Annotated in this window: 25 protein-coding genes; 18 read left to right on the forward strand and 7 right to left on the reverse strand. The window is 70.5% G+C overall.

The genetic code is table 11. The annotated features are described in order from the left end of the window. Window positions 1-35 precede the first annotated feature (35 nt). The 3 genes from lipA to ACWDEW_RS42200 all read left to right on the forward strand — a co-directional run bounded on the left by lipA (window position 36) and on the right by ACWDEW_RS42200 (window position 2208). Window positions 36-1001, forward strand: coding sequence for a lipoyl synthase (lipA, locus tag ACWDEW_RS42190; protein ID WP_019075885.1), 966 nt, complete (start codon window positions 36-38; stop codon window positions 999-1001). A 242-nt stretch (window positions 1002-1243) separates the two neighbouring features. Beyond that, the gene (locus ACWDEW_RS42195) at window positions 1244-1444 is read left to right on the forward strand and encodes an SCO2195 family GlnR-regulated protein (RefSeq protein WP_450520659.1); all 201 of its coding nucleotides are present in this window, start codon (window positions 1244-1246) and stop codon (window positions 1442-1444) included. 59 nt (window positions 1445-1503) lie between these two features. Beyond that, complete coding sequence (locus ACWDEW_RS42200; protein WP_019075887.1) at window positions 1504-2208, forward strand: DUF4191 domain-containing protein; 705 nt, start codon at window positions 1504-1506, stop codon at window positions 2206-2208. A gap of 18 nt (window positions 2209-2226) precedes the next feature. On the opposite strand, the gene ACWDEW_RS42205 is transcribed toward ACWDEW_RS42200, so the two are convergent. From ACWDEW_RS42205 to ACWDEW_RS42215, 3 genes are all read right to left on the reverse strand, one after another. Then, window positions 2227-2733 (reverse strand): flavin reductase family protein, encoded by a 507-nt coding sequence (locus tag ACWDEW_RS42205; protein ID WP_450520662.1) that lies wholly within the window; start codon window positions 2731-2733, stop codon window positions 2227-2229. 164 nt (window positions 2734-2897) lie between these two features. Then, complete coding sequence (locus ACWDEW_RS42210) at window positions 2898-4067, reverse strand: acyl-CoA dehydrogenase family protein (protein ID WP_450520664.1); 1170 nt, start codon at window positions 4065-4067, stop codon at window positions 2898-2900. A gap of 214 nt (window positions 4068-4281) precedes the next feature. Further along, a complete protein-coding gene (locus tag ACWDEW_RS42215; RefSeq protein WP_450520666.1) occupies window positions 4282-4752 on the reverse strand; it encodes an RDD family protein in 471 nt (156 codons plus the stop codon). Window positions 4753-4950: 198 nt separating this feature from the next. Here ACWDEW_RS42215 and glnA point away from each other — a divergent pair, with 198 nt between their 5' ends. From glnA to pspAB, 5 genes are all read left to right on the forward strand, one after another. Then, complete coding sequence (glnA, locus tag ACWDEW_RS42220) at window positions 4951-6360, forward strand: type I glutamate--ammonia ligase (RefSeq protein WP_450520667.1); 1410 nt, start codon at window positions 4951-4953, stop codon at window positions 6358-6360. A gap of 111 nt (window positions 6361-6471) precedes the next feature. Further along, window positions 6472-6726 (forward strand): SCO2583/SCO2584 N-terminal domain-containing protein, encoded by a 255-nt coding sequence (locus ACWDEW_RS42225; RefSeq protein WP_450520669.1) that lies wholly within the window; start codon window positions 6472-6474, stop codon window positions 6724-6726. A gap of 5 nt (window positions 6727-6731) precedes the next feature. Next, complete coding sequence (locus ACWDEW_RS42230; RefSeq protein ID WP_450520670.1) at window positions 6732-8042, forward strand: hypothetical protein; 1311 nt, start codon at window positions 6732-6734, stop codon at window positions 8040-8042. Between the two features lie 133 nt (window positions 8043-8175). Further along, on the forward strand, window positions 8176-9099 hold the full coding sequence (gene htpX / locus ACWDEW_RS42235) for a zinc metalloprotease HtpX (RefSeq protein ID WP_450520672.1): 924 nt from the start codon (window positions 8176-8178) through the stop codon (window positions 9097-9099). A 2-nt stretch (window positions 9100-9101) separates the two neighbouring features. Then, on the forward strand, window positions 9102-9686 hold the full coding sequence (pspAB, locus tag ACWDEW_RS42240; protein ID WP_450520674.1) for a PspA-associated protein PspAB: 585 nt from the start codon (window positions 9102-9104) through the stop codon (window positions 9684-9686). A 37-nt stretch (window positions 9687-9723) separates the two neighbouring features. Here the strand turns inward: pspAB and ACWDEW_RS42245 are convergent, their stop codons facing one another. Both ACWDEW_RS42245 and ACWDEW_RS42250 read right to left on the reverse strand, forming a co-directional pair. Beyond that, on the reverse strand, window positions 9724-10023 hold the full coding sequence (locus tag ACWDEW_RS42245) for a hypothetical protein (RefSeq protein WP_450520676.1): 300 nt from the start codon (window positions 10021-10023) through the stop codon (window positions 9724-9726). 227 nt (window positions 10024-10250) lie between these two features. Next, a complete protein-coding gene (locus tag ACWDEW_RS42250; protein ID WP_450520678.1) occupies window positions 10251-11591 on the reverse strand; it encodes a DUF2252 domain-containing protein in 1341 nt (446 codons plus the stop codon). A 132-nt stretch (window positions 11592-11723) separates the two neighbouring features. On the opposite strand from ACWDEW_RS42250, the gene ACWDEW_RS42255 reads away from it, so the two are divergent. Continuing rightward, window positions 11724-12905: a winged helix DNA-binding domain-containing protein gene (locus ACWDEW_RS42255; RefSeq protein ID WP_450520680.1), complete on the forward strand. Its 1182-nt coding sequence runs from the start codon at window positions 11724-11726 to the stop codon at window positions 12903-12905. Window positions 12906-12975: 70 nt separating this feature from the next. Here ACWDEW_RS42255 and ACWDEW_RS42260 read toward each other — a convergent pair whose 3' ends face one another. Then, window positions 12976-13290, reverse strand: coding sequence for a hypothetical protein (locus ACWDEW_RS42260; protein ID WP_200716533.1), 315 nt, complete (start codon window positions 13288-13290; stop codon window positions 12976-12978). 164 nt (window positions 13291-13454) lie between these two features. Here ACWDEW_RS42260 and ACWDEW_RS42265 point away from each other — a divergent pair, with 164 nt between their 5' ends. Further along, complete coding sequence (locus tag ACWDEW_RS42265) at window positions 13455-13814, forward strand: arsenate reductase family protein (RefSeq protein ID WP_450520682.1); 360 nt, start codon at window positions 13455-13457, stop codon at window positions 13812-13814. 142 nt (window positions 13815-13956) lie between these two features. Then, a complete protein-coding gene (locus ACWDEW_RS42270) occupies window positions 13957-14640 on the forward strand; it encodes a hypothetical protein (RefSeq protein ID WP_450520684.1) in 684 nt (227 codons plus the stop codon). Between the two features lie 3 nt (window positions 14641-14643). Here ACWDEW_RS42270 and ACWDEW_RS42275 read toward each other — a convergent pair whose 3' ends face one another. Then, a complete protein-coding gene (locus tag ACWDEW_RS42275; RefSeq protein WP_450520686.1) occupies window positions 14644-15531 on the reverse strand; it encodes an alpha/beta fold hydrolase in 888 nt (295 codons plus the stop codon). A 415-nt stretch (window positions 15532-15946) separates the two neighbouring features. On the opposite strand from ACWDEW_RS42275, the gene glnII reads away from it, so the two are divergent. The 7 genes from glnII (at window position 15947) to ACWDEW_RS42310 (ending at window position 23756) form a co-directional block, all read left to right on the forward strand. Beyond that, the gene (glnII, locus tag ACWDEW_RS42280; RefSeq protein ID WP_450520688.1) at window positions 15947-16975 is read left to right on the forward strand and encodes a glutamine synthetase; all 1029 of its coding nucleotides are present in this window, start codon (window positions 15947-15949) and stop codon (window positions 16973-16975) included. An 85-nt stretch (window positions 16976-17060) separates the two neighbouring features. Beyond that, window positions 17061-18038: a DUF6891 domain-containing protein gene (locus tag ACWDEW_RS42285; protein WP_450520690.1), complete on the forward strand. Its 978-nt coding sequence runs from the start codon at window positions 17061-17063 to the stop codon at window positions 18036-18038. 293 nt (window positions 18039-18331) lie between these two features. Then, window positions 18332-18937 (forward strand): winged helix-turn-helix domain-containing protein, encoded by a 606-nt coding sequence (locus tag ACWDEW_RS42290; protein ID WP_450520692.1) that lies wholly within the window; start codon window positions 18332-18334, stop codon window positions 18935-18937. 60 nt (window positions 18938-18997) lie between these two features. After that, window positions 18998-19996 carry an NAD-dependent epimerase/dehydratase family protein gene (locus ACWDEW_RS42295; protein WP_450520693.1) on the forward strand — a complete coding sequence of 333 codons (999 nt, stop codon included), beginning with the start codon at window positions 18998-19000 and terminating at the stop codon, window positions 19994-19996. A gap of 140 nt (window positions 19997-20136) precedes the next feature. Next, a complete protein-coding gene (locus ACWDEW_RS42300) occupies window positions 20137-21390 on the forward strand; it encodes a sensor histidine kinase (RefSeq protein WP_450520695.1) in 1254 nt (417 codons plus the stop codon). Then, a complete protein-coding gene (locus ACWDEW_RS42305; protein WP_359616215.1) occupies window positions 21375-22028 on the forward strand; it encodes a response regulator transcription factor in 654 nt (217 codons plus the stop codon). The genes ACWDEW_RS42300 and ACWDEW_RS42305 overlap by 16 nt, the downstream gene beginning before the upstream one ends. Before the next feature lie 183 nt (window positions 22029-22211). Further along, on the forward strand, window positions 22212-23756 hold the full coding sequence (locus ACWDEW_RS42310; RefSeq protein WP_450520697.1) for a DUF1996 domain-containing protein: 1545 nt from the start codon (window positions 22212-22214) through the stop codon (window positions 23754-23756). Window positions 23757-23773: the final 17 nt, after the last annotated feature.

Below are 23773 nucleotides of genomic sequence, written 5' to 3' on the forward strand. Positions count from 1 at the left end.
TGTACGCCGAAGAATCGAAGCTACAGGGAGCCGATGTGTCCGCAGTCGCACCCGACGGACGCAAGATGCTGCGCCTGGAGGTCCGGAACGCCCAGACCCCCATCGAGCGCAAGCCCGAGTGGATCAAGACCCGGGCGAAAATGGGTCCCGAGTACACGAAGATGCAGGCGCTCGTGAAGAGCGAGGGTCTGCACACGGTCTGCCAGGAAGCCGGCTGCCCGAACATCTACGAGTGCTGGGAGGACCGCGAGGCGACCTTCCTCATCGGCGGCGACCAGTGCACCCGGCGCTGCGACTTCTGCCAGATCGACACCGGCAAGCCCGAGGCCCTGGACCGCGACGAGCCGCGCCGTGTGGGCGAGTCCGTGGTCACGATGGACCTGAACTACGCCACGATCACCGGCGTCGCCCGCGACGACCTGGAGGACGGCGGCGCCTGGCTGTACGCCGAGACGGTCCGTCAGATCCACCAGCAGACGGAGTCCCGCGAGGGCGGCCGTACGAAGGTCGAACTGCTCGCCCCCGACTTCAACGCGGTCCCCGAGCAGCTCGCCGAGGTCTTCTCGTCCCGCCCCGAGGTCTTCGCGCACAACGTCGAGACGGTCCCGCGCATCTTCAAGCGCATCCGCCCCGGCTTCCGCTACGACCGCTCCCTGAAGGTCATCACCGAGGCCCGCGACTACGGCCTGGTCACCAAGTCGAACCTGATCCTCGGCATGGGCGAGACCCGCGAGGAGGTCAGCGAGGCGCTGCGCCAACTGCACGAGGCGGGCTGCGAGTTGGTCACGATCACGCAGTATCTGCGGCCGTCGGTGCGTCATCACCCCGTCGAGCGCTGGGTGAAGCCGCACGAGTTCGTCGAACTCAAGGAGGAGGCCGAGCAGATCGGCTTCTCCGGTGTCATGTCCGGCCCGCTGGTGCGTTCTTCGTACCGTGCCGGCCGCCTCTACCAGATGGCCATCGAGAAGCGGGGCGCGTACGTGGCCTCGCAGGCGGTCTGAAGCAAGACCGTGTGAATTCGCGCACAAGCAGCTACCCGCCAGTAATACCCGTCGCCGTCGCGGTCCTGACCGTCCTCCCAGTTGAGGGCGTCCATCAGGGCCGCGTCAGCGTTTCGGCCCTCCGCATCAAGGCTTCATTGGCGTTTGACCGGTCGGTCACGCCCTGGTAACACCAAACAGTGACACTCGACTTACAGCATGTAGCCCCGTACCCAGAGCCGTTCCGAGGGGGGACCTCCACGATGCAGGCCGCACCCGTCCGCGCCACCGCCATCCCGTCCGTCACCGACGCCCTGCGCGCCGTCGAGTCGCTGCTGATGAGCAGTGGCCAGCGCACCGCCCGCCGCAACGCGTGGACCTCCGTCCTGGAGGACCGCCGCCGCGCCAAGGACCGGGTCGAGGCCCAGCTCGTCCTGGAGCAGTCCCTCACCTCGCACTCCTGAATCCTCTCGCCCCGGGCACCGCCGTCGTCGGCGCTCCGGGAGCCACGTAGACTCGTGGCATGGCGAGGAAGGACACGACAGCGGACAACGCTGCGAACCCCGGGCGACTCAAGCAGATCGTCCTGACGTACAAGATGACGCGCAAGGCCGACAAGACGATCGGTCTTGTACTCGCGGCTGTCGGAATTGTCACCTTCGGTGTCTTCCTCGCGATCGGCTTCTTGCTCGGTCACCCCATCTATCTGGGCATTCTCGGCCTGCTGCTCGCCTTCCTCGCGACGGCGATCGTCTTCGGACGACGCGCCGAGCGGGCCGCCTTCGGGCAGATGGAGGGCCAGCCGGGCGCTGCCGCCGCGGTACTGGACAACATCGGCCGGGGCTGGACGACGACTCCGGCGGTGGCGATGAACCGCAGCCAGGACGTGGTGCACCGCGCGGTCGGCAAGGCCGGCATCGTGCTGGTGGCCGAGGGCAACCCGAACCGGGTGAAGTCCCTGCTGGCCGCCGAGAAGAAGAAGATGAACCGCATCGTCGCGGACGTCCCGGTGCACGATGTGATGGTGGGCACCGGCGAGGGCCAGATCCCGCTGAAGAAGGTCCGTACGACGATGCTGAAGCTGCCGCGCGTCCTGACCGGCCCGCAGGTCACGGCGACGAACGACCGGCTGCGCGCGATGGGCGACCTGATGAGCAACATGCCGTTGCCGAAGGGCCCGATGCCGAAGGGCATGAAGCTCCCGAAGGGCGGCGGCAAGGCCCGCTGAGCCCCGGGCCGCCGAGGCTCAGGCCAGCGTCCTGAACGCGCGGTCGTAATACACCATCGGGGACCCCTCCCCCAGTCGCACACCCGTCACCCGGCCGATCAGGACCGTATGGTCCCCGGCCGGGTGTCGTGCGTGTGCGGCGCAGTCCAGTTCGGTCAGGGCCCGTTCGACCGTCGGCAGTCCGTCCGGGCTGAGGCCGAGGCCCTCGGACGCGAACTTGTCGGTGCCCTTCGTGGCGAAGCGCACGGCGAGCGGGCGGTGGGCCGGGGCCAGCACGCTCACGGCGAAGCGGTCGCAGCGCTCGAACGACGGTGCCGAGTCCGCCGAGTTGGCCAGGCACACCAGCACCATCGGCGGCTCCAGCGAGACCGAGCAGAAGGAGCTGGCGGTGAATCCGCGGGGCGTGCCGTCCCCGCAGCGGGTGGTGACCACCACCACGCCCGAGGGGAAGCGGGCCATCGCGGCCCGGAAGTCCTCGGGTGCCACCGCGGCTTCGGCTTCCAGTACTTCCTGACGCTCCGTCATGACGGTGCACCACCTGTTGGCCTCTGCGGGCCTTCGTGGAGGCCGCCGCGAGTTCAGTGGCCTCGGGACGGCCTCGGACACGGCTCACCGACGGTGATCGAGATCGTCACCCGGCTCCAGATCGACTATGCGGTCACCACTCCCGACCGGCAACCGGGACCGGCTCAGTGCACGGCTCCCGCCCCTTCCCCGCCCGCCAGCGCCCAGGCGCCGTAGGCCGCGCCGGTCGTCTCGAAGGAGAGCGCGACATGGGAGGCGGCGCTGTTCACGTCGCGCCAGAAGCGCTGCACGGGGTCGGACGAGGACTGTCCGGAGGTGCCGCCGGCACGGAAGACCCGGTCGACCGCCGAGACCAGGAGCTCCACCGCCAGGGCGAGGTCGCGGGCACCCCGGACCGCCGCCTCGCCGTCCGGCACGTGCTCCGTGCCGTCGGCGACCGCCGCCGTACGCAGGATCAGGAGTTCGGCGGCGTCCACCTCGGCCGCCGAGCGGGCCAGCGCGACCTGCGTCGAGGGCTTCTCGCCGACCGCCTGTCCCCGCCGGTCGACGCGGGCCCCGGTCCGGGCGATCCAGGCCCGCAGCGCGCCCCGGGCGGCGCCGACCAGCGGGGCGGCGAACGGCAGCGCGCTCACCGCGTACATCGGGACGAGGTGGCAGCGCGCGTCCGACGCGGGCGCCCGTCCGGCATGGACCGCCGACCGGGCCAGGGTCCGGTGCTCGGGCACGAAGGCGTCGGTCAGGAGCAGGGTGTCGCTGCCGGTGCCGCGCATTCCCACGGTGAACCAGCTGTCCTCGATGGCGAAGTCGGCCCGCGGCACGGCGAAGAACCGCACCTCGGGCCGCGCGTCCGGGTCCACGGGACCCTCACTGGGTACGGCCGCGCAGGCGAGCGCCCAGTCGGCGAAGTGCACCCCGCTGATGTACTTCCACTCACCGCTCAGCCGCCAGCCGCCGGCCACCGGTTCCGCCTTGCCGGACGGCATCAGCGCGCCGGCCAGCAGCGCGTCCGGCCCGTCCGCCCAGATGTCGGCCTGTCCCTCCTCGGGCAGGAACGCCCCGTACCGCCCGGCGTAGGCGGCCAGCGAGGCGGCCCAGGCCGCCGAGGTGCAACCCTCCCCCACCAGGCCGACCGCGGAGGTCACGTCGGCGAAACCACCGGCCTCGCCGCCGTGGGCCCGCGGTACGAAGTGCCGGGCGAACCCCGCGTCCCGCACCGCCTGGACCACCTGCGGCGAGAGCCGCCGGGCACTCTCCGCCTCGTCCGCGTACCGCGCCGCGATCTCCGCGACCATCGGCGCCCCGGCCACGACCGTCGACTTGTCGCCTGCTGCCATCCTGCCCACCACTTCCGTCGGGAACGGCGACAGTGTCCCGGTCACGGCCCGTCACGGAGCGCACCCCGGGCCGGGACCGGCCGACGGTCACCCGCCCGGCACGCCAAAGGGGGCGGCCCGGGTCCTTCCGGGGCGCCCCCTCGGTCGTACGACTGCTGCCGGATCCGCGAGCCGTACGACCACCGCCGGTCGGCGGGCCGTACGACCGCCGCCGCTAGGTCCGCACCTCCACCGTGCGCGCCAGCCGGTCGTGGAGGCCGCGGCCGTCGCGGTCCCAGATCAGGGCCGGGATCGCGACGCACAGCAGGGCGGAGCGGAGCAGGGCGCGGAGGGGGCTGGGGCGGCCGGTGTCCAGGGCGTAGACGCGGAGGCCGAAGAGGCGCTTGCCCGGGGTGAAGCCGATGGTGCCGACCGTGAGGGTGCTCAGGACGAAGAGGATGAGCAGGGCCCAGTTGCCGGTCGACCCCGGCTTGTAGCCGTGGGTGAGCAGGCCGTATGCGATCAACAGGCACAGGGCCCAGTCGACGAGGAGTGCGCCGAGGCGGCGGCCGGGGCGGGCGATCGAGCCGGGGCCGTGCTCGGGCAGGCCGAGCTGCTCGCCGCGGTAGCCGAAGTCGACACCTGCCCGCTCCGCGGCTTCCCGGGGCCCGGAGAGCCATGAGCCGATTGCATCCCTGTTGTCCACCCGTCCACGGTACTGCCCCCGTTCTGCCATGCGGACAGGAGGGGCCAGGCAGCTCAAGACCGGTTAACTTGGGCGAAACAAATGGGTCACGCCTGAGAAATCCCCCGTCCCTAAGGTCGGGTCCAGCGTGTGCCACCGCACTGGCCGCACGAACGAACTACCACCCCGGCACGGACGGTCGGGAGTAGGAGGAGCTGGATGTTCCAGAACGCCGACGAGGCCAAGAAGTTCATCGCGGACGAGGACGTCAAGTTCGTCGACGTCCGATTCTGCGATCTGCCGGGTGTGATGCAGCACTTCACGCTGCCGGCGACGGCCTTCGACCCGGACGAGGAACTCGCCTTCGACGGCTCCTCGATCCGTGGCTTCCAGGCCATCCACGAGTCCGACATGGCGCTCCGCGCCGACCTGTCGACCGCGCGCGTGGACCCCTTCCGCCGCGACAAGACGGTCAACATCAACTTCTTCATCCACGACCCGATCACGGGCGAGCAGTACTCCCGTGACCCGCGCAACGTGGCGAAGAAGGCCGAGGCGTACCTCGCCTCCACCGGCATCGCCGACACCGCGTACTTCGGTCCCGAGGCCGAGTTCTACGTCTTCGACAGCGTGCGCTTCGAGACCAAGTCGAACGAGTCCTTCTACCACATCGACTCCGAGGCGGGCGCCTGGAACACCGGTGCGGTCGAGGACAACCGCGGCTACAAGGTCCGCTACAAGGGCGGCTACTTCCCGACCCCGCCGGTCGACCACTTCGCCGACCTGCGTGCGGAGATCTCCCTGGAGCTGGCCGCGTCCGGCCTCCAGGTCGAGCGCCAGCACCACGAGGTGGGCACCGCCGGCCAGGCCGAGATCAACTACAAGTTCAACACGCTGCTCGCCGCGGCCGACGACCTCCAGCTCTTCAAGTACATCGTGAAGAACGTGGCCTGGCGCAACGGCAAGACCGCGACCTTCATGCCGAAGCCGATCTTCGGCGACAACGGCTCGGGCATGCACGTCCACCAGTCCCTGTGGACCGGCGGCCAGCCCCTCTTCTACGACGAGGCCGGCTACGCGGGTCTGTCGGACACCGCCCGCTACTACATCGGCGGCATCCTCAAGCACGCGCCCTCCCTCCTCGCCTTCACCAACCCGACGGTGAACTCGTACCACCGCCTGGTGCCGGGCTTCGAGGCGCCGGTCAACCTGGTGTACTCGCAGCGCAACCGCTCCGCCGCGATGCGCATCCCGATCACGGGCTCCAACCCGAAGGCCAAGCGCGTCGAGTTCCGCGCGCCCGACTCCTCCGGCAACCCGTACCTCGCCTTCTCCGCCCTCCTCCTGGCGGGCCTGGACGGCATCAAGAACAAGATCGAGCCGGCCGAGCCGATCGACAAGGACCTCTACGAGCTGGCCCCCGAGGAGCACGCGGGCGTCGCCCAGGTCCCGACCTCCCTCCCGGCCGTCCTCGACCGCCTTGAGGCCGACCACGAGTTCCTCCTCGCCGGCGACGTCTTCACGTCCGACCTGATCGAGACGTGGATCGACTACAAGCGCACGAACGAGATCGCGCCGCTGCAGCTTCGTCCGCACCCGCACGAGTTCGAGCTGTACTTCGACGTGTGATCGGACCGATCGAACCGATCGTCGGGTGCCCCCGTCTCTCTTCGGAGAGGCGGGGGCACCGTCGTACGCAGACTGTTCTGCGCAGACTGTTTTCCGGGAGGGGCAACGGGGATGGGACAACACGACGACGAGGAGCGCGAGTTCGACCTCAAGTGGGCCGACAACGCCGAGCACAAGGAGCCCTCCGCGCGGGCCCGGATGCTCGCGGCCCGCTGGAAGGAGAACCCGCCGGGGCCGGTGCCGTTCCGGGGTGAGCCGGAGGGGGTGGGGCCGCGCCGGTCCTCGTGGGTATCGACGGTGATCGTGCTGGGCGGTGTCGCCGCGGTCATCGTGTTGCTGGGGTACGTCAACTTCAGGGCGCCGTAATGGAGATGGACCAGAAGCGCGGCGAGAAGGTCGACCTCGGTGATCCCCTCGCGTGGCTGTGGCTGGACGAGGCCCTGCGGCAGGAGCCGTATGCGCCCGCCGGGCTCGCCGAGCCCGAACTCGCGATCGCGCTGTGCCACCGGAACGGCAGGGTCAGGGAGGCCACGCTCCAACAGGCCGTCGGCCACCCGGTGTTGTTGCCGCTGGTCGTCGTCCGGTGTGCCGACTGGGTCGGGCAAGTGCGGGAGCGGGCCCGGGAGTTGCTGGCCGAGGTCCTCGACGTGGAGACCGGCGTGGCGCTTGCGCCGTTGATTCTGCTGTTCGGGCGGCGGGGGCGGGGGGTGTTCGCCGTCGAGTTGCTCGACTCGGTGCTGCGCCGGGCGTCCCTGGAACAGCTCGCGCCGCTCTTCGTCGACACCGGCCGCGTCGTGCGTCGGTACGGCTTCCGGCTCGCTGTCGAGCGAGGGCTCCTCTCCCCCGCCGCGCTCGCCCGCGCCGCCGCCCGGGACGCCGACGCCGTCGTACAGACCCTGTGCGCGGAGGCCGCCCTGGCCGCCGTGGCGAAGTCGGGAGACTGCGACGCGGTGCTCGAACCGCTGCTCGGGGCGCGGAATCCGCGGGCCAGGGCGACCGGGGTCACCGCGTTGCGGGTGGCGGGGGAGCCCGGGCGGGCCGAGGGGTTTCTGGCGGATCGGTCGGGGGTGGTGCGGGCCTGCGCCCGGTATGTCGTACGGCAGCACGGGGGCGATCCGTCGACGGTGTACCGGGCCTGGTGCTCGGGCGGGGATCCGGTGCCGGGGGCCGTGATCGGGCTCGCCGAGTGCGGTGGGCGGGACGATGCCGGGGTGCTGTGGGGGTTCGCCGGGCATCCGGCGGCCGCGGTGCGGGCTCGGGCGGTGGCCGGGCTGCGGGTGCTGGACGTGGTGGACGTACGGCGGATGCTGCCGTTGCTCGACGATCCGGCGCCCGGGGTGGTGCGGGAGGCGACGCTCGCGCTGTTGCCGTCGGCTGCGGTGCTGCCCGAGGACTGGTTGACCGAGCGGCTCGTGGGCGGGGGCCGGGCACAGCGGGTGGCGGCTTTCCGGTTGCTCGACGCGCGGGGCGGGATCGTACGGCTGCGAGCCGCCGTGGCCGTGCTCGGCGATCCGGACGGGCGGCTGCGGGCCTGGGGTGAGCAGGTGGTGCAGCGGTGGCGTCCGGAGGAGGGGACGGTGCCCGGGGACGCCGAGGTGGGTGAGCTGCTGGGGCGGGCACGGCATCTGTTCAGTGAGTACGTGCTGAAGCGGCGGCTGTGGGAGGCGGGGCTCGACGCCTGACCCGCGCTCGCACGCGCTCATCGGATTCTCAGGGACCTTTTGCTCCGCCTAGGGCCGATCGGGACCACTTCATGGGAAGGCGCGGGTGCACACTGGGCGGTGGGACGAGTGCCTGACTGCGGGGTGATGGCAGATGCAGAGCCGCTTCCGGAGCGACCGGCGGCTGACCGTGCGTATGGGTCTGACGCTGTTCCTGCTCGGGCTGTTGTACGTGGCGTTCGTGGCCGCGTTGATCGTGTTGCTGAAGTCCTGGGTGCTGGTCGTGGTACTGGCCGGCGGGCTGCTCGTGGCGCAGTACTGGTTCTCCGACCGGATCGCGCTGTACGCGATGAAGGGCCGGATCGTGGAGCGGGAGGAGTATCCCGAGCTGCACGGCGTGATCGACCGGCTGTGTGCCGTGGCCGACATGCCCAAGCCCGTCGTCGCCGTGTCGGACATCGACATGCCCAACGCCTTCGCCACCGGGCGGAACGCCGACAACGCCGTGATCTGTGTGACCACCGGGTTGCTGCGGCGGCTGGAGCCGGCCGAGCTGGAGGGTGTGCTCGCGCACGAGCTGTCGCACGTGGCGCACAAGGACGTCGCCGTGATCACGGTGGCGTCGTTCCTCGGGGTGCTCGCCGGGCTGATGGTGCGGTTCGCCTTCTACTCGCAGATCTTCCGGGGGCGCAAGGACCAGAACACGCTGGCCGTCTTCGCGGGGATCATGGGGATCTCGGCGGCCGTGTACGCGATCAGCTTCCTGCTGATCAGGGCGCTGTCCCGGTACCGGGAGCTGGCGGCGGACCGGGCGGCGGCGCTGCTCACCGGACGGCCCTCGGCGTTGGCCTCCGCGCTGACCAAGGTCGACGGGGACATCGCCCGGATCCCGACCAAGGACCTGCGGACCGCGCAGGCCTTCAACGCCTTCTACTTCAGCCCGGCGACCGGCACCGAGCCCGGCTTCACCAAGTTCTTCTCGACGCACCCGAGCCTGGAGCAGCGGCTCGACCAACTGGGGCGGATCTCCGCCGAGTTGGGTGAGGCGGCGGTGCCCGGCATCGACAAGGCGGGCTGAGTATGGGGTTGCTGGACATCCTGCTCGGCCGTACGAAACCGGTCGCCCCCGATCTCGATCAGCTGTTCGCGCTGCCCTCGGCGGCGGTGACGCTGGAGGCGGCGGCCGGATTCACGCCGACCGGGCGCGGTGCGGTGTGCTTCGCCACGGTGGAGGGCGGGGCGTTCGAGCAGACGCACCGGGAGGTCCAGGCACTGCTGGACGCGGACGCGGAACGCACCGGGCCGCCGGTGGAGTTGACCCAGGATGCCTACGGCTACTCGTGGCTGGTCTCCCACCGGGCCCCCGACGAGCTCTCCGCGCTGGTCAACGATCTGCACGCGGTCAACAGCGCGATGGAGGTCAACGGCTTCGGGCCCCAACTGCTGTGCTCGCTGGCCGGGTTCGAGGACGACGGGGGCAGGCGGCTCGCGCTCGTCTATCTCTACAAGCGCGGCACGTTCTTCCCGTTCGCGCCGCTGGCCGGTGACGGGCAGCGGCGCGACAGCTCACTGGAACTGCAGGTCAAGTCGATGCTCGGCAACGACCTGCGGATCGAGCAGGATCTGAGCCGGTGGTTCCCGGTGTGGGGCGCCCCCGGGTTGTGAGAGGCGCCCCCGGGTCCTACCTGATGTCCCCCTGCTCTCAGTTGCTCTTCTCGCGTGCCTGCCGACGCGACTCCAGGGGGCGTTCGCGCTGGTAGCGGCGCTCCCACTTGGCCTGCTTGTCCCGGCGGTCGCGGTACGCGCGGTAGCTCGACGGTGTGGCTCCGCCTCCCGAGGAGGAGCCCTGGGCCGACGAGGACGACACCGAGGAAGAGGACGAGGAGTCCCGGCCGTACTGCAGGTACAGGAAAAGAACGGCGACCGCGGCCAGCCACCAGATGTGGTTGCCGAAGCCGAAGACGACCAGGACGACGGTCCCGGATATGACGATGGTGCCCATGACGGGCCTCCGTGGGCGTGGGTGTGTACGAGCGGTGATCTGTTGTGGACGCGACGGGGCGCTGGGGGAGGGCGTCCGGCCGTCGGTGCGTAGAGAGTAGCCCCGAGTCCGCGAGGTGGTGCCCGTCCTGCGGTAAGCGGTGGTGGGCAGCTCCGCAACGTGTGTCCAGCGTAGGGGCGCGATCACTCGGCGTGCATCTTCTTTTTGTGCGGCCCGGAGTCGCCCCGTCAGATCCCCGGTGCCGCCGTCACCACACCCGCCGCCACCGCCGCGCTCAGGCTCGCGTGGTCGGCGGTGGTCTGGGCGGCGTAGGCCGAGGCGAAGTCGGCCACCGCGTGTTCGAAGGTGTCGGTGCCGCCCAGGTACGCGGCGATGGCGACGCGGTCACCGGAGCGGGCGTGGGCGCGGGCCAGGGCGGTGCCGCACAGGCGGCCGTAGGCGAGGAGTTCGGCCGGGCTCATGCCGGCGACGTCCGCGGAGCCCTTCATGTCGCGGAGCTGGCGCCAGTAGAAGGCGCGGCCCTGCGGTCCGGTCATCCAGCCGAGGAAGATGTCGCTCGCGGCCTGGAGCAGTCGCTGGCCGACGACAACACGGCGGCCGGGGTGGACGTACGGTCCGCTCGGCAGATGCTCCTCCAGTACGGACTTCCGCGCCTCCTTGATCTGGAGGAACAGCGGGTCGTCCTGGTCGCGGCCGGCGAGCAGCACGATGAAGCAGCGGGTGCCGACGCTGCCGACGCCGACGACCTTGCGGGCGGCGTCGACGAAGCGGTAGCGGTCGAGCAGCAGGCGGCGCTCCTCGGAGAGGGTGGAGCGGTAGTCGCTGAAGATCTTCCGTACGGCTGCCATGTCCGAGGCGCCGGCCGGTTCCAGGAGGGGAGGGTCCCGGACGATACGGCGGCGGCCGTCGACGGTCTCGGTGAGTTTGCCGACGGCGTGCAGGCTGGTGCGGCGGCGGGCGCGGGTGAGGCTGGACTCGACCCGGCGCCGGTCGCGGGCGGAGCGGACCAGGGGCAGCAGGCTGTCGGCGTCGATCCGGTCGTACCAGACGGCGAGTTCGCCCTTGCGGGCCAGGGCACGGAGGGTCGTACGGTACGTGGCGGTCGCCTCCAGGGCGGCGCGGTGGGCCTTGCCGTCCCCGTGGCCGTTCTCGCGGGCGGCGACGGCCACGCTGGCGGCGAGGCGTTTGACGTCCCACTCGAAGGGGCCCGGGAACGTCTCGTCGAAGTCGTTGAGGTCGAAGAGCAGGGCACGTTCCGGGGACGCGTACAGGCCGAAGTTGAGGAGGTGCGCGTCGCCGCACAACTGCACGGTGAGCCCGGTGTGCGGCTGGGAGGCGAGGTCGGCGGCCATCACGGCGGCCGAACCGCGCAGGAAGGCGAAGGGGGAGGCGACCATCCGGCCGTAGCGGATCGGGAGGAGTTCCGGGAGCCGGTCGCGGCCCTGGCGTTCCAGTACGGCGACGGGGTCCGGGCGGTCCACGGAGGGGATCCAGCCGGCGTGCGCGGAACGGGGAACGCGTTTGCGCGCGGCGCGGCCCCGGTTCGCTCGGTCGGCCGGGGTGGTCATGTAGGCAGTCAACCCGGGTGGGCGTGGGGGCGCATTCCGTGCACGGCGATCAGGTGAACGATCAGATTGTCCGCCCACCCACCGACCCGTTTACTGTCGGTCGAGAAGTCACCCTTTCCAGCGGAGGTCCGGATGAGCAGCCCGCGCCACGTCACCCCGGCCGAACGGCGGATCCGGCTCGCCCTCCGCCACCGCCTGGCGGAAACGACTCGGGCGGCAAGCCCCGAGGACGTCGCCGACTCCCTCGTCGCCCTGCACGGTTCGGACCCGGCGACGGTGTTCCTGGCCGTCGGCGCACGCCTCGCCGATCCGGCCGGCACCGTGGCCGAGACCGCCCGCGCCCTCTACGACGACCGCACCCTCCTCCGTATGCACGGCATGCGGCACACGGTGTTCGTGTTCCCCACCGCCCTGACCGCCGTCGTGCACGCGTCCACCGGACTCACCGTCGCCGCCCGTGAACGGGCCTCGCTGGTCAAGGACATGGCGAAGGCGGGCGCGCCGGACGCGGTCTGGCTGAAGGAGGTCGAGGACGCGACGCTGGCCGCGCTGGCCCGGCGCGGGCAGGCGACGGCGGCCGAACTCGCCGAGGACGAGCCGAGGTTGAGGGAACAGTGGGTGTACGCGGCCGGGAAGAGCTACGAGGGCGTCCACACCCTGTCGACCCGGCTGCTGAGGGTGCTGGGGGTCGAGGGGAAGGTCGTGCGGGGCCGTCCGCTCGGCGGCTGGACGTCGAGCCAACTGCGCTGGGCGGTGGCGCCCGAACATCCCGAACTCGACGTCGCCGCGGCCCAGTCGGCCCTGCTGCGACGCTGGCTCACCGCCTGCGGACCGGCCACCGAGGCCGACCTGAAGTGGTGGACGGGGTGGCGGGTGACGGAGGTCCGCCGGGCGCTGGCGGCGATCGGTGCCGAGCCGGTGTCCCTGGACGAGGGCACTGGGTACGTCGCCGCCGGTGACCTCGCCCCACCGGCCGGCCCCGCCGAACCCTGGGCGGCCCTGCTGCCCGCCCTCGATCCGACGGCGATGGGCTGGCAGTACCGGGACTGGTACCTGGCACCGGAGTTGCGTCCCGCGCTGTTCGACTACAGCGGCAACGTGGGCCCCACGGTGTGGTGGAACGGGCGGGTGGTGGGCAGTTGGGCCCAGCGGCCGGACGGGGAGATCGTCTGGCGCGTGCTCGACCGGACGGACGTCGGCCGCGAGGCGGAGGCGGCGATCGGGGAGGCGGCGGAACGGCTGCGGGGGTGGGTGGGGGCGACACGGGTGACTCCGCGGTTCCGGACGCCGGTGGAGAAGGAGTTGTCGGCGTAGGGGCACACCCTTGTTGGTCGGCGTGCCTGCGCCGGGTGCCCCAGGACCACAGGGCACCCGGCGCCACGGCTCAGCGCGAGTACCGCATCAGCGCCCGCACCATGTGACACGTCGTGTCCGACGGTGCGTGGACGCCGATCAGTTCGGCGGTGCTGCGGATCGTCTCGTTGCGGGCCTGGTTCGGGACGTAGACGCCCGAGTCGAGCAGGGCGATGGCCAGCCGCATCGCCTTGAGGCGGCGGTTGTGCGTGACGTACCACTCCCGCGGGCGTCCGGGCGGCAGCGGGCGCTTCGCCACGGGGACGTAGGGCAGGTCGAGTTGGACGGAGCGCTTCGCGGTGGACTGGGTCGGCAGCGGCTTCGGCTTCAGTGCGGCAGCGGGCACGGACATCCTCCTGTCGCGGTCAGGGCGCCGTCCGGACCCCCCGGCGACACCCTCGAACACTGCTTCTATTCTACTGCCCGCCACTGACAAACGCCCTGGCCACAACGGCTGTTGAGGGTGCTGTGACGCAGGTGGAAGACGGGTTTTCGCGTACCGTGGGCCCCATGGAGATCTGGATCAACCCGGCCTGTTCCAAGTGCCGCAGCGCCGTGAGCCTGCTCGACGCGGAGGGCGCCGAGTACACCGTCCGCCGCTATCTGGAGGACGTGCCGAGCGAGGCCGAGATCAGGGACGTACTGGAGCGGCTCGGGCTCGAACCGTGGGACATCACCCGCACCCAGGAGACCGTGGCGAAGGAGCTGGGACTCAAGGAGTGGGCGCGGGACGCGAGTTCGCGGGAGCGGTGGGTGTCGGCGCTCGCCGCGCATCCGAAGCTGATCCAGCGGCCGATCATCACGGCCGACGACGGCACGGCGGTGGTCGCGCGCAGTGACGAGGCCGTACGGGAGGCGCTGTCCCGGTAGCTCCCGGCAGCGGGTGCGCGGCGAATGATCCACAACTCCCCTGTGGCGTACGTCACTTCGGCGACTTCTGTGTCGGATGAGTTACACCGTTCGGCATCCCGTACATAGCGGCGTACGGTCCCCTACCCCACAGGAGCCGCGCATGTCGCGCAGGAGAACTGCCAGCACGAAGAAGAAGATGGCGCTGCTGGTCACCGCAGCGGCGGTCGCCGGAGGCGGGGCCTTCGCTCTGGCCACCACGTCGAACGCTTCGCAGACGAACACGCAGAACGCCAAGACGCTGTCCGCGCCGAACTCGACGGTCTGCCAGGGTCTCGCCACCGCTCTCGGCAACAACCAGAGCTTCATCGCCGGCCAGAAGGCCAATCCCGACGCCCAGTCGGCGGCGCGGATCGCCAACCGCGAGGCGGTCATCGCGCAGATCAAGGTGCAGCAGAAGGCGTCCGGTTGCACGGTTGGGGAGTCGGCTCAGGGCTCCCAGACCGCGCCCGCGCAGTCGGCACCCGCGGCCACGGCCACCCCCAAGGCGACCCCTCCGGCGGGCAACACCGGCAACACGGGTACCGGCGCCGCCGCGGGCAGCCAGGTGTGCAACGGCTCGACCGTGACGCTCTCCGGCGAGGCCGGTGCGCCCGCCGCCTCCAGCAACCAGTTCCCGGCGGGGACGACGCTGAAGGTCACCAACCTGGACAACAACAAGTCCACGACGGTGAAGGTGACTTCGGTCTCCGGCAGCTGTGTCCTGCTGAACAACGCCGCATTCGAACAGGTCCGTGAGCCCGGCAAGTTCCTCATCCGCCGTGCTCTGATCCAGAAGGTGGGGTGACGCTCAGGATCCGAGAAAACCGGTGAGGTGACGGCCCAGTCGCTCAGGCGCGGACTGCGGCAGCATGTGATGGGAGACGTCCGCCAGGATGTCGGTCTCCACGTGCGGCAGCAGACTCGCCGCCCGGGTCGCCACCAGGTGCGTGTCATAGGTCCTGCTGCTTCCGGCCAGAAGCAGCAGGACCGACGCGTTGAGCCCGCGCAGCGCGTCCGGCGCCGGGCGTGGACCGGTCACCGGTTTCGCGGACGGGAACCCCGCGCCCGCCTCCTGGAGGCGCAGCCAGTCGGGGTCCAGCGACACTCCCCCGGTCTCCCACTCCAGGAACGCGCGGACCCGGCGTGGAGTGGGCCGCAGCAGCATCGGCAGCGCGTGCAGCAGATACGCCGTCTCGAACCCGGCGAAGCACTGGGTCGGGTCGAGGAGGAACAGACGGCGTGTCCGGTCGGGCGCGTGCAGGGCGTAGTGCAGGGCGATCCAGCCGCCGTAGGAATGACCGCCGAGGTCGGCGGCCGGTGTCACGCCCAGCCCGTCGAACACCGCGTCCAGCCAGGTCATCAGGTCGGCCACCGTGCGCGGGCGGCGGCCGGGCGCCGGGACACTGCGGCCGGGGAAGCCGATTAGGTCGACGGCATGGACGCGGTGGCCGGCCCCGGCGAGTTCGCCGGCCTGCGCGTACCAGGACGCCGAGGTCGCTCCTCCGCCACCCGGCAGCAGCACGAGCGGCCGCCCGTCGGCGGGCCCGCACACATTCACGTACGTCTCCCCGAACGGCGTCGGGACGACCACCGCCTCCCGCGCGTCGGGCCACTTCGCCATGACCTGGTCGTAGGCGGAGCCGAAACGGTCGGGGTCGAAGCCGCTCGTCTCGTACGTCCCACCACGGATGCCCATACGGCTCACCTCTCCCTCCCCTGCATTGTCCCCGGGCCCTCGCGGTCGAACTCGGCCTGCACAGCGCCCGGTTCGCGAACCAGAACGGCATGAACCGACGGAGGTACGCGCCCCGGCCGACCGGCTGGAACGGGCCGGGCATGCACGGCGGGCGCGGAGCGAGGGCTAACCCCATCGCATACGAGCTGTCCGACCACCCCCGTCTGCGACTGCGAACAGCGCTCTCACAGGTGCGCCGCACACAGGGCACGTGAATCGCGACACAGCGCCACCAGGTAACACGGGGTTCACACTTGAGCAATGATCGGGAAATCGCATGTTGACAGGCTGCCCGGCATGAATCGCGGCGCTCCAGTGCCGCTGCGCCGCAGCACCCGCAAGTGCGAAGAATGACCCACCCCGAAGGATGAGGCCCGTGACCTTCAAGGCTGAGTACATCTGGATCGACGGCACCCAGCCGACGGCCAAGCTCCGTTCCAAGACGAAGATTCTGGCCGACGACGCCAAGGGTGCCGAACTCCCGATCTGGGGCTTCGACGGGTCGTCCACGAACCAGGCCGAGGGGCACTCCTCGGACCGCGTGCTCAAGCCGGTCGCCAGCTTCCCGGACCCGATCCGCGGCGGCGACGACATCCTCGTCATGTGCGAGGTCCTCGACATCGACTTCACGCCGCACGAGTCCAACACCCGTGCCGCGCTCGCCGAGGTCGTCGCGAAGTTCGGCTCGCAGGAGCCCATCTTCGGCATCGAGCAGGAGTACACCTTCTTCGACGGCTCCCGCCCGCTGGGCTTCCCCGAGGGCGGCTTCCCGGCCCCCCAGGGCGGCTACTACTGCGGCGTCGGCGCCGACGAGATCTTCGGCCGCGAGATCGTCGAGGCCCACCTGGAGAACTGCCTCAAGGCCGGCCTCGCGATCTCCGGCATCAACGCCGAGGTCATGCCCGGCCAGTGGGAGTTCCAGGTCGGCCCGGTCTCCCCGCTGGAGGTCTCCGACCACCTGTGGATCGCCCGCTGGCTGCTCTACCGCACCGCCGAGGACTTCGGCATCTCCGCGACCCTCGACCCCAAGCCGGTCAAGGGCGACTGGAACGGCGCCGGCGCGCACACCAACTTCTCCACCAAGGCGATGCGCGAGGGCTACGACGCGATCATCACCGCGTGCGAGTCCCTCGGCGAGGGCTCCAAGCCCCTCGACCACGTCAAGAACTACGGCGCCGGCATCGACGACCGCCTGACGGGCCTGCACGAGACCGCCCCGTGGAACGAGTACTCCTACGGCGTCTCCAACCGCGGTGCCTCGGTCCGTATCCCCTGGCAGGTCGAGAAGGACGGCAAGGGCTACATCGAGGACCGCCGCCCGAACGCCAACGTCGACCCGTACGTCGTCACCCGCCTGATCGTCGACACGTGCTGCTCCGCGCTGGAGAAGGCCGGCCAGGTCTGATCCGCCCCGCACCTGCGCGAGGGGGCGCCCACCGTCACGGTGGGCGCCCCCTCGCGTTGTCAGTGGCGCGTGCGAGTCTCGATCCATGGACATCGACGGGGGCCTCACGGGCATCGACGAGGGTCTCGACATCAAGGTCGAGACGGAGAACGGGCAGACATACCCGCGGACTTCGGCGATGGGGGTCCCCCCGCTCGAGCGAATTCGAGAGTGGGGGAGGCTGCGGGAGCTGGTGGCGCGGATCGGGGGCGCCCGCGACCGCTTCCTGATCGTGCAGCGGATACCCGACCTCCCGGACGTGTTCGCCCAGGTGTGGCACGAGAACGGCGGCGACTACCGGCTGGAACACCGCCTGAGCGAGACCGAGTTCTACGGCACGAACCTCACGGATCCCCTGCGCGTGACGGAGCTGCTGACCGGCTGGGCAGGGCAGACGGCCGGCTGGGACGCGGGCCTCGACTGGGAGCCGGTCGACCTCGGCCCCCGGGAAGAAGTGCCCGAACTCCCGGACGAGGTGCGGGAGAAGGTCGAGGAACGGGTCAGGACACGGCTGCGCTGCGGCTACGACGACCGGAGGACACTGACCGAGATCGCCGAGGACTACCTCGTGAAGGGCGACGAGCGGCCGGTGTCCCGCGCCCAGGCCGCGCGGCTGGTGGACCGGCTGTGGGTGGAGCGCGTGACCGAGCAGGCGGCCTGGGAGGGGGGCACCGACCCGGACCGGCTCACCCGCGCCTTCGAGGCGCTGAACGCGAGCGGCATCACGGCCCGGGAGAACTTCGCCTGCTGCCGGGGCTGCGGCCTCGCGGAGATAGGCGCGGAGCGGGAGGGTGCGCGTGGCTTCGTCTTCTTCCATCAGCAGGTCACCGAGCACGCCGCCGAGGGGCACGGACTCGCTCTGCACTACGGCGGGTTCGACGGCTCCGCCGAGACCACCACCACCGTCGGGCACGAGGTGCTGGCCGCGCTCCGGGCCGCCGGACTGTCCGCCGACTGGGACGGCGATCCGGACAACGCGATCGACGTCAGGCCGCTGACCTGGCACAGACGGCTGGTGGGATGAGGGGCCGGCCGTCAATTTCCCGCCAAGGGGGCGTCCAAGCTGTGAGAGGAGGGTCCTGTTGCGGGCGTGTGTCTGCTTCAATGGGCCCATGGGCAACTACCAGAAGTGCGGAGCGACGGGTCGCCATGACCTGGAGCCCTTCTGGCCTTCCCGTCAGCACCATGACTTCGACCGGGTGTGTTGTCGCGCGATGAACGCGCCGGCCCTCTAAAGCCGTACACCCTCGGCCTCCGGCCCGCGCGCCTCGACGTACGTCCCTCGACGAACCTCTCGCGCGAAAGAGCTGACCTCTCATGGCGATCATCCGTTCTCTGCCCTCCGCCACCCTCGACGCCCCGGCGTCCTCCCCCGCCCCGACCGGCACGCGGAACCATCTGCGTGCCGTCGACCGGGACGAGGTGATCGGCGTCGCGGAGTTCCTGCCGCCGGGTGCCACCTGGCTGCCGGCGCCGCCGCACACGCTGCCCACCCTTCCTGGGCAGCCGCCGATGGTCGGGTACCTCGTCCTCATCCCGGCCGACAGCCCGCACCTCGCCCGGACCGGGCACCCCGACGTGCTGCCCGACGGCGGACCCGACATCACCGCCGGCCTCACCGCCGACGCCGAACCGCTCGTCCGCATCGACACCGTGCAGCGCACCGCGCAGCTCAAGGGCGAGGAACTCGACCTCACGTACCTGGAGTTCGAACTCCTCGCCCACCTCGTCGCCCACCCCAACCGGGTGCACACGCGCGACCAGCTCGTCACCACGGTGTGGGGCTACGGGCACGTGGGCGACGGCCGCACCGTCGACGTCCACATCGCCCGGCTGCGCCGCAAGCTGGGCGTCGAGCACCGCAAGGCGATCCAGACGGTGCGCCGGGTCGGGTACAAGTACACGCCGCCGACCGCGCGCTGATCATCTGCCGACAGCAGATTCACGTTCCGTTCCGCGGGCCGCGCGGGCAGAGTCGCAGGTATGAGACTTCTGGTGCTGGGCGGTACGGAGTTCGCGGGACGGGCCGTCGTGGAGGCGGCCCTCGGGCGGGGCTGGGAGGTGACCGTCCTCAACCGGGGACGGCACGAGCCCCTGCCCGGGGTGCGGGCGCTGCGGGGTGACCGCACCGCGCCCGGTGGGCTCGCCGCGCTGGCCGAGGGCGAGTGGGACGCCGTCGTCGACACCTGGTCGGCGGCGCCCCGCGCGGTGCACGACGCCGCACGGCTGCTCGCCGGGCGGGCGGCCCGGTACGTGTATGTGTCGAGCTGCTCGGTGTACGAGTGGGCGCCGCCCGCCGGGTACACCGAGGACGCGCCCGTCGTCGAGGGCGCCGAGCCCGACGCCGGCAAGACGGACTACGCGCGCGACAAGCGGGGCGGGGAGCTGGCCGCGCTCGCCGCGTTCGGGGCGGAGCGGTCCGTGTTCGTGCGGGCGGGGCTGATCCTCGGGCCGTACGAGAACATCGGGCGGCTGCCGTGGTGGCTGACCCGGGTCGCGCGGGGTGGGCCGGTGCTGGCGCCTGGGCCGCGGGAGCTTGCTCTTCAGTACGTGGATGTGCGGGACCTCGCGAAGTGGGTGCTCGGGGCGGTGGAGCGGGAGTTGAGCGGGGCGTACAACCTGATCTCGCCGCAGGGGCACGCGACGACGGGGTCGTTGTTGGACGCGTGTGTGCGGGTCACGGGTGGGGTGGCCGAGTTGCGGTGGACCTCTGCGGATGTCGTGCTCGATGCCGGTATCGAGCCGTGGACTCAGTTGCCGGTGTGGATTCCGGCCGGGAGTGAGGGGTACGACGCGTTGCACAGTGCGGATGTGTCTCGGGCGGTTGCTACGGGGTTGAGCTGTCGGTCCGTCGAGGAGACGGTGGCTGATACGTGGGACTGGTTGCAGGGCATTGGAGGTTCCGCACCTCAGCGGCCGGATCGGCCGGCGGTGGGGCTTGACCCTGTTGTAGAAGCGAAGGTGCTTGGGGTGCCGTTGTAGGGGTGGTTTGTCGACTGCGGGTGCGTGGGGGCTGGTCGCGCAGTTCCCCGCGCGCCTAAAAACCAGGTGGGGACAGCGACACCCCCTCCATGGTGGCTCGGCCCCGTGACCTCGTCCTCCCGCTCCGTGAGACTGGGCCCATGGACACCAACAGGGCCCGTACAGTCGTCACGGCCGGGCTGCGCGGCCTCGCGCTCGCTCTGCTCTCCCTCTACGGGTCGCTCGTCCTCTTCGTTCTCACGCTCGTCTCCCTCGTGCTCATCCCGGTGGGGATCGGGCTGATCACCACGCCCTGGGTGCTGGCAGGCGTGCGGGCGCACGCGGATCGGCGGCGGTTGTTCGCCGTGGAGTGGTGCGGGGTGCGGATTCCGCCGGCCTATCGGCCGGTGCCTCATGGTGCGCGACCCTGGACGCGTACCTTCCGGATGCTCGGCGACCCCGCCACCTGGCGTGATGTCCGGTGGCTGCCCGTCGACACGGTCGCCGGGTTCGTCACCGCCCTGGTGCCCGCGGCTCTCGTGTTCTATCCGCTGGAGGGGTTCGCGCTGGCCTTCGGACTGTGGCGGGTGTTCACGGACGGGACGTATGTGGGGTGGTGGTACGGGTTCGTGCCGGTGAGCGGGCAGGGCAGTGCGCTGCTCGCGGGGCTGCTGGGTGTCGCGCTGCTCGTTGCTTCCTACTTCCTCACGCCCGCCCTGCTGCGCGTCCATTTCCTGCTGACCCGTTCCGTGCTCGCCCCGGCGCAGGGTGAACTCGCCGAGCGGGTAAGGGTGTTGACCGAGACTCGGCGGGACGCCGTGGACTCCTCGGCGGCCGAGCTGCGGCGGATCGAGCGCGATCTGCACGACGGTGCGCAGGCCCGGCTGGTGGCCATGGGGATGGATCTCGGCACGATCGAGGCGCTCATCGAGAAGAACCCGGCGAAGGCCAAGGAGCTGCTGGGCCGGGCGCGTCAGTCCTCCGCCGAGGCGCTGGGCGAACTGCGCGACCTCGTGCGCGGGATCCATCCGCCGGTGCTGGCGGAGCGTGGACTCGGGGATGCCGTCAGGGCGTTGGCGCTGCGGATGCCGGTGCCGACGGAGGTGGGCGTGGACTTCGGCGGGCGGGCGGACGCGCCGGTCGAGTCGGCCGCGTACTTCGCGGTGAGCGAGGCGCTGACCAACGCCGTCAAGCACTCCGGTGCCGACCGGATCTGGGTCGACCTCCACCACGAGGAGGGGAGGCTGCGGATCTCCGTCACCGACAACGGCGGGGGTGGTGCGGTGGTCGGGGCGGGGTCGGGACTCTCCGGAGTCGGGCGGCGACTCGGTACATTCGACGGCGTCCTGGCCGTCAGCAGCCCCGCGGGCGGTCCCACCGTGGTGACCATGGAGATTCCGTGCGTGTTGTCCTAGCCGAAGACCTGTTCCTGCTGCGGGACGGGCTGGTGCGGCTGTTGGAGGCCTACGACTTCGAGATCGCCGCCGCGGTGGAGAGCGGGCCCGAACTCACCAAGGCGCTGGCCGAGTTGGCGCCGGACGTGGCCGTGGTCGACGTACGGCTGCCGCCCACGCACACCGACGAGGGGCTGCAGTGCGCGTTGCGGGCGCGGCGGGAGCGTCCCGGGTTTCCGGTGCTGGTGCTCTCGCAGCACGTGGAGCAGTTGTACGCGCGGGAGTTGCTCGCCGACGGGAGTGGCGGGGTGGGCTATCTGCTGAAGGACCGGGTGTTCGACGCGGAGCAGTTCGTGGACGCCGTACGGCGGGTGGCGGGCGGGGGGACGGTGATGGATCCGCAGGTCATTCAGCAGTTGCTGGCGCGGCGGGCGGCCGACGACCGGCCGCTGGGGCGGCTGACGCCCCGGGAGGTCGAGGTCCTCGAACTGATGGCGCAGGGGCGGTCGAACGCGGCGATCGCGGGGCAACTCGTCGTGACGGAACGGGCGATCGGGAAGCACACGTCCAATATTTTCGCCAAGCTGGGGCTGGAAGTCTCCGACGACGACAATCGCCGCGTACTGGCGGTATTGGCCTATTTGGACCAGGGACGCTGAGCACTAGCTGTGAGTTGATCACAACTGCCGGTGTTTAGGGGCCAGTTGAGAGGGGACTTATGCAGGAACCTCTCATCAATTTATGAGACGGCTGAACACTCCTGGGACCTCCTGCGTATCTGAGGGAGCCGCTTCACTCCTGTCGGGCGCCTCGCTGCCCCGCAAGGAAGTCAGAGGAGTTCCATGGGACGCAATGATCGTAAACGCCGTACGCCGATGGCCACCAAGGCCATTGCCGCCTCGGCTGCCCTAGCGCTCGGTGGGGCCGGGCTGCTCTGGGCACAGATGAACGCTTCGGCTCACGAGTCCAACTCGTCGGGCCAGAACCAGACGAAGGCCGCCGCGGCGACCGTCGCGACGATCGCCTGCCCGGACGTCGGCCAGCAGCTGACGAACGTGCCGCAGAAGGCTCGTCAGGGTGTCGCCACCGAGTTGGCGAACCTGGACAAGCAGATCACCGAGGCCTACGCCCGGCTCGCGTCGACGCGCCAGGCCCAGGCCAACGACGCGAGCTTCGTGCAGAACGCGATCGTCGGCCCCCTCAAGGAGAAGCGGGCCGCGACGATCGACCGCATCCGCATCGACATCCAGCGAGTGGGCGGCAGTGTTAATGCGGCTGCACTGAAGCAGCTCGCTGCCTGTACGACGCAGACCGCCACCAACACGACCACCGCGGGGGGTCAGAACAACAACGGTGGCAACAACAACGGTGGTCAGAACAACAACAACGGCGGCCAGAACAACGGCAACACGGCCGCTCCGAGCGCCAGCGCCTCCGCGCCCGCCGCCAACAACGGTGGTCAGGCCGGCAACGGTCCGACGGCCGCGGACTTCGTGGACATCACGAAGGTCGCGAACAACGTCCAGGCGAAGCCGCAGAAGCAGGCTCAGGCCTCGACGGGCTCCTTCACCACCAGGTGCGGTGTCAACGCCAACAAGAACCACAACACCGACAACGTCATCGTGGCGCCCGGCGTGAACAACGGCGCGCACCACGAGCACGACTACGTCGGCAACCAGAAGGTCAACGCGTTCTCCACGAACGACTCGCTGCTGGCCGCCCCCTCCAGCTGCCAGAACCAGAGTGACCTCTCTGCCTACTACTGGCCGGTCGTGCGTGTGCAGGACGGTTCGCAGGAGTTCGACGCGAACGCGCTCGGCGGTGGCAAGGAAGGCAACGTCGGCAAGATCCTGACCCCGCAGTCGGCGCAGATCAAGTACGTCGGTTCGCCGGCCAGCAAGGTCGTCGCGATGCCGCAGTTCCTGCGCATCATCACCGGTGACGCCAAGACCCTCACCAACGGTCTGGCCAACGCCAACGCGCACTGGAGCTGCACCGGCTTCGAGAACAAGGTCCAGCTGACGGAGCAGTACCCGATCTGCCCGCAGGGCAGCAACGTGGTGCGCACCTTCGCCTTCCAGAGCTGCTGGGACGGCGTGAACATCGACAGCGCCAACCACCGTACGCACGTGGCCTTCGCGGACCCGGCGAGCGGCGTCTGCGGGAACGGCTTCAAGGCCATCCCGCAGCTGACGATGCGCCTCGTCTACAAGATCACCCCGCCCACCATCCAGAACGGCGTGGTCAAGAACGCCTACGCGGTGGACGGCTTCCCGGAGCAGCTGCACAAGGCGTCGACCGACCACGACGACTTCATCAGCGTCACCAAGAACAACCTGGCGGCGACGATCGCCAACTGCATCAACACCGGCAAGAAGTGCCAGTGAGCGCAGCTAGCCGGTAG

The sequence above is a fragment of the Streptomyces sp. NPDC001100 genome (assembly GCF_053598575.1).